Source organism: Rhizobium centroccidentale (assembly GCF_030182565.1).
Classification (GTDB): Bacteria; Pseudomonadota; Alphaproteobacteria; order Rhizobiales; family Rhizobiaceae; genus Rhizobium.
In genome coordinates this window covers 148,877-158,674 of the sequence record NZ_JAQJCG010000006.1, presented here as the reverse complement: position 1 = coordinate 158,674, position 9,798 = coordinate 148,877, and the positions used below count along the sequence as shown (strand labels likewise).

General features: G+C 61.6%; 11 protein-coding genes. 7 read left to right on the top strand and 4 right to left on the bottom strand.

The window, feature by feature from the left end; translation table 11 throughout:
* Positions 1 to 37 precede the first annotated feature (37 nt).
* From PH562_RS10820 to PH562_RS10810, 3 genes are all read left to right on the top strand, one after another.
* A complete protein-coding gene (locus tag PH562_RS10820) occupies positions 38 to 1,135 on the top strand; it encodes a branched-chain amino acid aminotransferase (RefSeq protein ID WP_285172948.1) in 1,098 nt (365 codons plus the stop codon).
* Positions 1,136 to 1,234: 99 nt separating this feature from the next.
* On the top strand, positions 1,235 to 2,161 hold the full coding sequence (locus tag PH562_RS10815; RefSeq protein ID WP_285172947.1) for an NAD(P)-dependent oxidoreductase: 927 nt from the start codon (positions 1,235 to 1,237) through the stop codon (positions 2,159 to 2,161).
* 65 nt (positions 2,162 to 2,226) lie between these two features.
* Positions 2,227 to 3,267, top strand: coding sequence for an NAD(P)H-dependent flavin oxidoreductase (locus PH562_RS10810; RefSeq protein ID WP_285172946.1), 1,041 nt, complete (start codon positions 2,227 to 2,229; stop codon positions 3,265 to 3,267).
* A 65-nt stretch (positions 3,268 to 3,332) separates the two neighbouring features.
* Here the strand turns inward: PH562_RS10810 and PH562_RS10805 are convergent, their stop codons facing one another.
* The 3 genes from PH562_RS10805 to PH562_RS10795 form a co-directional block, all read right to left on the bottom strand.
* Positions 3,333 to 3,584 (bottom strand): DUF2312 domain-containing protein, encoded by a 252-nt coding sequence (locus PH562_RS10805; RefSeq protein WP_015341059.1) that lies wholly within the window; start codon positions 3,582 to 3,584, stop codon positions 3,333 to 3,335.
* 172 nt (positions 3,585 to 3,756) lie between these two features.
* The gene (locus tag PH562_RS10800) at positions 3,757 to 4,062 is read right to left on the bottom strand and encodes a DUF1244 domain-containing protein (protein WP_113230733.1); all 306 of its coding nucleotides are present in this window, start codon (positions 4,060 to 4,062) and stop codon (positions 3,757 to 3,759) included.
* A 27-nt stretch (positions 4,063 to 4,089) separates the two neighbouring features.
* Positions 4,090 to 4,884, bottom strand: a complete 795-nt coding sequence (locus tag PH562_RS10795) for an N-formylglutamate amidohydrolase (RefSeq protein WP_285172945.1) — start codon at positions 4,882 to 4,884, stop codon at positions 4,090 to 4,092.
* 204 nt (positions 4,885 to 5,088) lie between these two features.
* Here PH562_RS10795 and PH562_RS10790 point away from each other — a divergent pair, with 204 nt between their 5' ends.
* The 4 genes from PH562_RS10790 (at position 5,089) to PH562_RS10775 (ending at position 8,797) form a co-directional block, all read left to right on the top strand.
* The gene (locus PH562_RS10790; protein WP_285172944.1) at positions 5,089 to 5,577 is read left to right on the top strand and encodes a DUF1036 domain-containing protein; all 489 of its coding nucleotides are present in this window, start codon (positions 5,089 to 5,091) and stop codon (positions 5,575 to 5,577) included.
* A complete protein-coding gene (gene pyk / locus PH562_RS10785) occupies positions 5,577 to 7,016 on the top strand; it encodes a pyruvate kinase (RefSeq protein ID WP_015341054.1) in 1,440 nt (479 codons plus the stop codon). Before PH562_RS10790 ends, pyk begins: the two co-directional genes overlap by 1 nt.
* A gap of 126 nt (positions 7,017 to 7,142) precedes the next feature.
* Positions 7,143 to 8,024 (top strand): NAD(P)-dependent oxidoreductase, encoded by an 882-nt coding sequence (locus tag PH562_RS10780; RefSeq protein WP_285172943.1) that lies wholly within the window; start codon positions 7,143 to 7,145, stop codon positions 8,022 to 8,024.
* Positions 8,025 to 8,161: 137 nt separating this feature from the next.
* A complete protein-coding gene (locus tag PH562_RS10775; RefSeq protein ID WP_285172942.1) occupies positions 8,162 to 8,797 on the top strand; it encodes a LysE family translocator in 636 nt (211 codons plus the stop codon).
* A gap of 8 nt (positions 8,798 to 8,805) precedes the next feature.
* Here PH562_RS10775 and PH562_RS10770 read toward each other — a convergent pair whose 3' ends face one another.
* On the bottom strand, positions 8,806 to 9,777 hold the full coding sequence (locus PH562_RS10770) for a threonine ammonia-lyase (RefSeq protein ID WP_285172941.1): 972 nt from the start codon (positions 9,775 to 9,777) through the stop codon (positions 8,806 to 8,808).
* Between the last annotated feature and the right edge of the window lie 21 nt (positions 9,778 to 9,798).

Sequence of the window (9,798 nt, the reverse complement as noted above, 5' to 3'; positions counted from 1 at the left end):
CGGCGAAAGCCGCGACACAAGAAGCATTGGAGGAGCCATGAGCAACGGCGAAACATTAACCTTCGACATCCAGAAAAACCCCAATCCCGCGACGGCCAGCGAGCGGGAAGCGCTGCTGCAGAACCCGGGCTTCGGCCGCATCTTCACCGACCACATGGCGACGATCCGCTATTCGCAGGATCGCGGTTGGCACGGTGCCAAGATCGAGCCGCGCAAGGCGCTTGCTCTCGATCCGGCGACCGTAGTGCTTCACTATGCCCAGGAAATCTTCGAGGGCATGAAGGCCTATCATCTGCCCGACGGCGGGGCTGCCCTTTTCCGCCCGAGCGCCAATGCGCGCCGCTTCCACAATTCGGCCGAGCGGCTGGCGATGCCGACCCTGCCCGAGGATCTTTTCGTCGAATCCGTTCGCGAGCTCGTCAAGATCGATCGCGCGTGGATTCCGACGGCCGAGGGGTCATCGCTCTATCTGCGGCCGTTCATGATCGGCACGGAAGTCGCGCTCGGCACAAAGCCATCGGCAGAATACATCTATTGTGTCATTGCATCCCCGGTTGCCTCTTTTTTCAAGGGCGGCGGATCGGCCGTCACGCTTTGGCTTTCCGAGAATTATACGCGTGCCGCTCCAGGTGGCACCGGTGCAGCCAAGTGCGGCGGCAATTATGCCGCAAGCCTTTCCGCGCTTGCCGAAGGCCAGCGTGAAGGTTGCGATCAGGTTGTCTTCCTCGATGCCGTCGAAAAACGCTGGATCGAGGAGCTTGGCGGCATGAACATTTTCTTCGTGTTCAAGGACGGTTCGCTCCAGACGCCGCCGCTGACCGGCACGATCCTGCCGGGCATCACCCGCGACTCCCTCATCAAGCTGGCACGCGACATGGGCCTGACCGTGCGCGAGGAGCCCTATTCGATCGAGCAGTGGCAAGCCGATGCCGAGAGCGGCCGCCTGAGCGAAGCCTTTGCTTGCGGCACGGCAGCCGTCGTGACGCCGATCGGCAAGCTGAAGGGCCGCAAATACGGCTTCACTATCGGCGATGGTGAAGCTGGTCCTACGACCCTGCGCCTGAAAGCTGCGCTGACCGACATCCAGTTCGGCCGCGCGCCGGACAAGAATGAGTGGCTGGACCGCCTGTTCTAAGTAAACCATGAACCCATATCCGGCGGGAAAGGCAAGTGAGCTCTCCCGCCGGCTTCTGACATCAGAGTTCGCATAGTCACCCGAACCGTCGGAGTTGTTATGATGACCAACGTCAGCGAACGTCCCGGCATCGAGCCGGGCGAGGAGGTCGGCTTTGTCGGTCTCGGCGTCATGGGCCAGCCGATGGCCCTCAATCTTGCAAGGGCCGGCACGAAGCTCGTGGTTTGGAATCGTTCGCTCGCCGCTGTGGAACCATTGCGCGAGGCCGGCGCGGCCGTTGCTGCAAGTGTCGAGGACGTATTCGAGCGCGCCCGCATCGTCATCCTCATGCTTGTTAATGACATAGTGCTGGACGAGGTACTGCGGCGCGGGACACCGGACTTTGCCAGGCTGGTCTCCGGTCATGTTGTCGTGTCGATGGGCTCCAATCCGCCTGACTATTCGCGTGGGCTTGCGGCCGATATTCTTAGCGCCGGCGGGCGATATGTCGAAGCCCCGGTTTCGGGATCGAGGAAGCCTGCCGAGACGGCACAGCTCGTCGCATTGCTCGGCGGCGATGCGGAGACGGTAGCCGAGGTGCAGCCGCTGCTTGCGCCTATGTGCCGCGAGACGATCCTGTGTGGCCCGGTCGGCAATGCGCTGCTCATGAAGCTGACCGTCAATCTCTATCTCTGCACGATGCTGGCGGGGCTCGCCGAGGCCGCGCATTTTGCCGAGAGCAACGGGCTCGATCTCAAGACCTTCCAGGCCGCGATCGATTCCGGCCCGATGGCCAGCGATCTGACGCGGGTGAAAATTCCGAAGCTTATCGCACAGGATTTTTCAGTGCAGGCGGCGACGGCCGATGCGTTCAACAGCACGAAACTGATCGCGGAGGCGGCCCGCGCCGCGAACATGGCATCGCCTGTCCTCGATCTCTGCCGCACTCTTTATGGCGAGAGCGTCGAGCTCGGCAATGGCCGGCTCGACATGGTGTCGGTGATCAAGGCGATCGAGGCCCGCACCGCGGCGCTTGGTCGCTCCTAGCAACTCATCGCGCAACACCTATGTTGGGTTGAGATTTGGGCGGGCATTTCCGGAAGGACGATCCTATGGACGGCAATCTTTTTCAACAGCTTGGCTTGAAACATCCCTTGATCGTCGCCCCGATGGCCGGTGGTCCCTCGTCGGTGGATCTCGTGGCTGCGGCTTCCGCTGCCGGCGCTCTCGGCGCCATGGGCGGCGCGTACTCCAATGCCGCGGCCATAGAAGCCTTTGCAGCCCAGGTGCGCCAGCGAACCGACAAGCCGTTTTCGATCAATCTCTTCATCCCGCATTCAATCCCGGAGGTCTCGGCCGATAGGCTTGAGCGCGCGGCGGCGGCGACCGCGCGATATCGCCAGGAGTTGAAGCTGCCGTCGCCGCAGCTTTCTCCTCCCTATGAAGAGGATTTCGATGCGCAATTTGAAGCTGTCTTGCGCATCAAGCCGGCCTGCTTCAGCTTCGTCTTCGGCCTGTTGCCGACCGATCACGTACGCGAGGCGAAAAAGGCAGGTATCCCGCTGATCGGCACGGCGACGACGCTCGACGAGGCGAGGAGGCTGGAAGAGAGCGGCGCGGATGCGATCGTGCTGCAGGGCTTCGAAGCGGGGGGCCATCGCGGCATTTTCGATGCCAAGGCAGCGGATCCGGAAATCAGCATGCGCGATCTCCTGGCGCAATGCGTCGGCACCATTCGTGTGCCGCTGATCGCAGCCGGCGGCATCATGACCCCGAGCGATATCCGGGCGGCGCTGCAGGCGGGTGCGCAGGTCGTGCAGATGGGCACGGCCTTCCTTGCCTGCACGGAGGCCGGAACGTCGGCTCCCTATCGCAAGAAGCTTGTCGAAACATCGGAACGCAGGACGCGCACGACACGCGCCTTTTCGGGCCGCTTTGCGCGCGGGATCGAGAACCGCTTCATGGACGAGATGGATGGGAAGCCGGACGCCATCCTTCCCTTTCCGGCGCAAAACAAGTTCACGCGGGACATCCGTGGTGCTTCGACGGCGACGGGATCACCGGATTTCCTGTCCCTATGGTCAGGAACCGGCAAGGGTGAGCTTTGGCAAGGCAGTGCTGCCGAATTGATCGGTCGTCTTTTCGCTGAGTAACACGCAAAAAGAATGGAGCCGGCAAGCCGGCTCCCGATCATCTCTCAAGGCTGATAACGCCTCGATTATTCCATGCCGAGTGCGGCCATGTAGGTCTGCAGGATGGATTCTTCTTCCAGGCGTTCGTTCGCGTCCTTCTTGCGAAGGCGGATGATGGTGCGGATCGCCTTGGTGTCGTAGCCGCGGCCCTTGGCTTCGCCCATGACGTCCTTGATGTCGGATCCAATCGCGGCCTTTTCTTCTTCGAGGCGCTCGATGCGCTCGATGAATTGACGCAGTTCCGCCGCGGCCACGTTCTCGACGCTGTTCTCTTCCATGCACTTCTCCTAAAGGGTCTCAAAGGGGTCGCTTGCAGCCCGTCGCAGATGAGATCGGCCGGTCACCGATGGGGCACATCGCTTCGTGGCTTGCGCGGTATTTCGAATTCGATCGGGCAGTTGACGTGCCGCGAATGACGCGCAAGGTCAAGCCGAATTGGTGAAGGGAGCGTTAATCTTTTGGCTTGTTCTGCTCGAAAGCGGCTTTTTGCACAGGCGAGGCTTCGTTCTGGTGCAGGTTTTTCCAATCTTCGTAGGGCATGCCATAGATCACTTCGCGCGACTCGTCCTTACTGACGGGGAGGCCCGCTTCTTCGGCCGCTTCGCGATACCAGTTGGAGAGACAGTTGCGGCAGAAGCCGGCGAGGTTCATGAGGTCGATATTCTGAACGTCGCTGCGTTCGCGCAAATGCGAAACGAGGCGGCGAAAGGCGGCGGCCTCAAGCTCGATCTCTTGTTCCTTGGTGAGTGTGGTCATCTCTTTCTCCTCTATCCGCTTGCCGGCTCACGCCTCGTAAGGCCCAGTGCGCGAAGGATAGCGCTTATATTCATGCAGTGCCGGATCGGCATTGATCTCTGAGAAGATCGGTGCCAGGCGGTCCGCCCATTCGGCAATGCCGGCCTCGTCAACGATCAGATCCTGCCGGATCTCCAGCAGCGCATGCGCAATACCTTTCATCATGCAATGGCGGAACATCGTGTCGTTGCGCAACGCACCGTCATAGGGCTCATTGTCTCCGATAACGAGATCGGTATCGGCGCCGAGCTTTGCAAGGAGCGGCGCGACGGCGCGCCTGTCGCTATCCCAGAGCACGCTTGCATGCCAAGGGCGCGGCACGCCTTTCCATGCCGGCGTGAAGGAGTGCATCGAGAAAACCAGGGGCGCCTTGCCCGTTGCCGCGGCCACGGCTGATATCGTTTCGTCGACCGCATGATGATAGGGCCGGTGGAAGGCTTCTATACGGTGGTTCCATTCCTCATCCGTGATCGGATGATTGCCCGGGATGATCGCTCCGTCCGAGATCTTCATGATGAGTGTCGGGTCATCCTCGCCGCGGTTTGGATCGATCAGCAGACGGGAAAAGCCGCCCAGCACGCCCGGCACATCAAGCCGCGCGCAGAGATGACGGCACAGGCTTTCGATGCCGATGTCGTAGGCGATGTGGCGGGAAAAGGCGGTCTCCGGCAGGCCCAGGCTGCCATAATGCTCAGGCAGGCGCCGCATGGCGTGATCGCCGAGGATGACCATGCCTTTGTCACGATTGCCGGGTATAAATTCGAACGGTCTGAAATCGGTCATGCGGATTGTCGATTATTGAAATTTTCAACTCTTTGTTTGATTGCATGTGCGGATGGAAGGTGCAAGGTTTGCAACTTCGATCGGATGAGGAGCGGCGCATGGTGCCGTCACCATCCCGTGAAGAAAATATAATCGATTAGAGTTGCGTTGACATTCATGGGATGGCGGCGCAAGAAGACGCAACAACGAATAACCGGGAGCCAATTGGAAGCCGTGTCCAGCCAAGTCGCGCCACGTTTCGTTAAGCGGTCAGGTCCGCTCGCCCGAATCGCCTTCCTCATCCTCGTTGCGGCAGCGCCGTTCTTCCTTATGCCGAATGCAGCTCATGCCGATTTCCGAACGTGCAACGGTACGCAGAACCTTGTTGGCGTTGCGATCGGCTATCGCGCCAAGGACGGCTGGGTGACGGAGGGCTGGTGGCAGATTCCGGCCAATACCTGTGCGACTTTGATCGAGGGGCCGCTTCAATCCCGCTATTATTATCTCTACGCAGAAGATGCGGCCCGCGGCGGCCGCTGGACGGGCGACGTCGAAATGTGCGTGGCGGAAAATGAATTCAAAATCCCAGGCGTCAAGGACTGCTACGCGCGTGGCTACCAGAAGATGGGATTCAAGGAATACGACACCGGGCGCCAGGCGAGCTGGATGGTTCAGCTTTCCGAGCCCTCGGGCAGCCAAGAAAGCCAGAATTGATGAGACGAAACCGAAAAGTCAAAATCCTCGCAACGCTCGGTCCGGCCTCCTCTTCGGAGGAAATGATCCAGAAGCTTCATGAGGCCGGCGCGGACCTGTTCCGCATCAACATGAGCCATGCCAGCCATGATGTGATGCGTACCCTGATCCAGCGCATTCGCGCCGTCGAAGCTCGCTGTGGTCGGCCGATCGGCATTCTCGCTGACTTGCAGGGTCCCAAGCTGCGCGTCGGCAAGTTTGCTGACACCAAGGTCGATCTCAAGCCCGGTCAGACTTTCACGCTCGACAATCAGGATATCCCCGGCGACAACACGCGTGTCTACCTGCCGCATCCGGAAATCCTGGAATCGGTTCAGCCCGGCCACCGCCTGCTGATCGATGACGGCAAGCTGGCGCTGCGTGCCGAAAAGTGCGACGGCAAGAGCATCGTGACAACGGTCATTTCGGGCACCAAGATTTCCGACCGCAAGGGTGTCAGCCTGCCTGATACGCTGCTCGGCGTCGGCGCGCTGACCGACAAGGACCGCGCCGACCTCGACGCCGTTCTCGCGACCAATGAAGTCGACTGGGTTGCGCTCTCCTTCATCCAGCGCCCGGAGGACCTGACGGAAGTTCGCAAGATCTCGCATGGCCGTGTCGGCCTGATGTCGAAGATCGAGAAGCCGCAGGCTGTCGAGCGCATCGAGGAAATCATCGAGCTTTCCGATGCACTGATGGTGGCCCGTGGCGACCTCGGGGTGGAAATGCCGCTGGAAGCCGTTCCCGGCATTCAGAAGCAGTTGATCCGCGCCTGCCGCCGCTCCGGTAAGCCGGTGGTCGTCGCCACGCAGATGCTGGAATCGATGATCTCCGCGCCGGTCCCGACCCGCGCCGAAGTCTCCGACGTCGCGACCGCCGTCTTCGAAGGCGCCGATGCCGTCATGCTGTCGGCAGAATCCGCTTCCGGCGACTATCCGGTCGAAGCCGTTTCCATGATGGCCTCGATTGCAGGCACCATCGAGCGCGAGCCGCATTATCCGGGTATCATCTATGCTCAGCGTGCTCTGCCTGAAGCAACCGGCGCCGACGCAATTTCGCTCGCCGCCCGCCAGATTGCCGAGACGCTGAAGCTTGCCGCCATCGTCTGCTACACGTCCTCCGGCACCACCGGTCTGCGTGCCTCGCGCGAGCGTCCGCAGGTTCCGATCCTGGCGCTGTCGCCGATCATCCAGACGGCACGCCGCCTGTCTGTGGTCTGGGGCATGCACTGCGTTGTTACCCACGATGCGACCGACCTCGACGACATGGTCAACAATGCCTGCCGCATCGTTGCCGAGGAAGGCTTCGGCAAGCCGGGCGACCGCATCATCATTTCCGCAGGTGTTCCGCTCGGAACGCCGGGCGCCACCAACATGCTGCGCATTGCCTATATCGGTTCGGACGGCCAGTCCGGCGTGTGATTGCCGACATCCGATTGCGGCAGCACCCCAAACATCCGAGACCCGCTGTCGAAAGACGGCGGGTTTTTTCTTGAAGCCGAAGCGCCTGCAATCCGCAAGCAGGCGGATTGAGAAGGAGATATGCCAATGAAAGTCGGATTTATCGGATTGGGCCTGATGGGCAGCGCCATGGCCGTCAATCTCATCAAGGCCGGGCATGAGGTGACCGTCTACAATCGTTCGCGCGACAAGGCCGAGGTTCTGGCCCGCGAGGGCGCCAAGGTTGCGGCGACCGTAGCGGATGCGTGCGGCGGCGAGGCTGTCTTCACCATGCTCGCCCATGACGATGCGCTGTCGGCCGTCGTTCATGGCAATGGCGGCGTTTTGGCAAGCGTTGGCAAGGGTGCAGTCCATATCTCTGCAAGCACAATCAGCGTCGCCATGTCCGAGCGGCTTACTAAAGAGCATGCCGCGGCGGGCCAGCGCTTCGTTGCCGCTCCCGTCTTCGGTCGCCCGGAAGCTGCTGCTGCGGCGAAGCTTTTCGTTGCCGCCGCGGGTGCGCCAGACGCCATCCAGTCGGTTACGCCGCTTTTTGACGCCATCGGTCAGCGCACCTTCGTCCTCGGCGAGGAACCGAAGGCGGCCAATCTCGTCAAGCTCAGCGGCAATTTCCTCATCGCTTCGGTTATCGAGTCGCTTGGCGAGGCCATGGCGCTGGTCGAGAAGGGCGGCGTCGACCGACATGCCTATCTCGATCTCTTGACCTCGACGCTTTTCAACGCGCCTGTCTACAAGACCTATGGCGGGCTGATCGCGGATCGCAAGTTCCAGCCGGCGGGCTTTACCGCGCCGCTCGGCCAGAAGGACATTCGGCTGGCATTGGCTGCCGGCGAGGCGCTGAACGTGCCGCTGCCGCTGGCAAGCCTGTTGCGCGATCGGTTCCTCAACCTGCTGGCGCATGGCGGCGAGGAGTTGGACTGGTCGGCGATTGGCGCGCTGGCTGCGAAAGATGCGGGATTGGTGGAGTAGTTCGAGGGGTGGGAGATACCCATAGCTGATCGAGTTTGTAGAGGGGGGTATCAGAGGTACGGCAGACTGGAAGCAAGCGGACACTTGCTAACCACCTTCCCACATGCAACCTTCTCCTCTTCCAGAGGAGGGACCCCATGCATCTCACCACGCTGCTCGCCTTCGCCGCCGTTTCATTCATCGGTATCGCGACGCCGGGGCCGACTGTGCTTCTGGCGCTGACCAATGGCTCTCGCTTCGGCATCAGGCGCGCCTTGCCGGGCATGATCGGTGCCGTTCTTTCCGATGCGGTGCTGATCAGCGCCGTTGCCATCGGGCTTGGCGCCCTGCTGGCGGCTTCCGAATTCTGGTTTTCGGCCCTGAAATGGGTGGGTGCGGCCTATCTCGCCTTTCTTGGCATCATGATGCTGCGCTCCAAGGGGAGCATAGACGGCGCCTTGCAGGCGAGCGCAAGCCAGTCGAAGGGAACCGCCTTTTCCATAGGCCTGAAGAGCTTCATGGTCGCGGTCACCAACCCGAAGGGCTATCTCTTCTTCTCGGCCTTCCTGCCGCAGTTCATTGATCCCTCGGCGCCGCAGATGCAGCAGTATATCGTTTTGGGTGCGATCTTCGCAGCACTCGATTTCATGATCATGTTCGGCTATGCGGTCTTCGGTTCGCAGGCCGTCCGCGTCCTGAAATCGGAAGGGGCGAAATGGCTCGAGCGCGCCTGTGGCGGCGCGCTTTTGGCTCTTGCCGGATCGCTGGCGCTCTATCGCCGCGCTGTCAACTAGAGGGCGGCTTAATGGCGGCTTAGCGCGGCCTCGAAAATTTCCCTGTCGACATTGCCGCCAGAAGTGACGGCGATCACCGCATCACCCTCGATTTGCCTGCCGTGGAAGAGTGCCGCGGCAAGCGCGACGGCGCCGCCCGGTTCAACCACGATCTTCAGCCGAGTGAAGGCGAGTGCCATAGCTTTCTGCGCTTCCTCATCTGTCACGACGAGGCCGGGACCGCAGAGGCGCTTGAGGATCGGGAAGGTGATGTTGCCTGGCTGCGGCGTGATGATGGCGTCGCAGATCGAGCCCTGCAGCGCGGTATTGCGCTCGATCTTGCCCGAGGCCAGCGAGCGGGTGGTGTCATCGAAGTTTTCCGGCTCGCATGGGTGCACCTTTAATCCCGGTGCGCGGGATTCGAGTGCCAGAGCGATCCCTGAAGCCAGGCCGCCACCGCCGCAGGGCACGAGCACGCTAGCAGCCTCGATGCCTTCCTCCGCCGCCTGTTCGGCGATTTCCAGCCCGGTCGTTCCCTGGCCGGCGATCACCTGCGGTTCGTCGAAGGGCTTGATCAGCGTCAGGCCGCGCTCCTTGGAAATGCGCGCGCCGATCTCGTCGCGATCTTCCTGGATACGATCATAGAGCACGACTTCGGCGCCGAAGGCACGGGTATTGGCGATCTTCAGCTTCGGCGCATCGGTGGGCATGATGATGACGGCGGGGATGCCGTGCAGCTTGGCTGCCAGCGCCACGCCCTGCGCGTGATTGCCGGAGGAGAAGGCGATGACGCCCCTGGCGCGTACGGTCGGTTCCAGCGCGGAGACCGCCGACCAGCCGCCGCGAAACTTGAAGGAGCCCGAGTGCTGCAAGCATTCGGCTTTCACGAACAGGCGGCGCCCGGCGATCTCATCGAGAAAGGGCGAAGAGAGCAGCGGCGTGCGGCGCGCCCGACCGGCGAGGCGAGTGCGGGCGGCTTCGATCATTGCGATATCGACCATGGAGGGATCACCCTTCGGATT

Coding starts and splice junctions, on each gene's coding strand:
- PH562_RS10820 (WP_285172948.1), top strand. CDS start 38: ATGAGCAACGGCGAAACATTAACCTTCGACATCCAGAAAAACCCCAAT.
- PH562_RS10780 (WP_285172943.1), top strand. CDS start 7,143: ATGAAAGTCGGATTTATCGGATTGGGCCTGATGGGCAGCGCCATGGCC.
- PH562_RS10810 (WP_285172946.1), top strand. CDS start 2,227: ATGGACGGCAATCTTTTTCAACAGCTTGGCTTGAAACATCCCTTGATC.
- PH562_RS10805 (WP_015341059.1), bottom strand. CDS start 3,584: ATGGAAGAGAACAGCGTCGAGAACGTGGCCGCGGCGGAACTGCGTCAA.
- PH562_RS10770 (WP_285172941.1), bottom strand. CDS start 9,777: ATGGTCGATATCGCAATGATCGAAGCCGCCCGCACTCGCCTCGCCGGT.
- PH562_RS10795 (WP_285172945.1), bottom strand. CDS start 4,884: ATGACCGATTTCAGACCGTTCGAATTTATACCCGGCAATCGTGACAAA.
- PH562_RS10800 (WP_113230733.1), bottom strand. CDS start 4,062: ATGACCACACTCACCAAGGAACAAGAGATCGAGCTTGAGGCCGCCGCC.
- pyk (WP_015341054.1), top strand. CDS start 5,577: ATGAGACGAAACCGAAAAGTCAAAATCCTCGCAACGCTCGGTCCGGCC.
- PH562_RS10775 (WP_285172942.1), top strand. CDS start 8,162: ATGCATCTCACCACGCTGCTCGCCTTCGCCGCCGTTTCATTCATCGGT.
- PH562_RS10815 (WP_285172947.1), top strand. CDS start 1,235: ATGATGACCAACGTCAGCGAACGTCCCGGCATCGAGCCGGGCGAGGAG.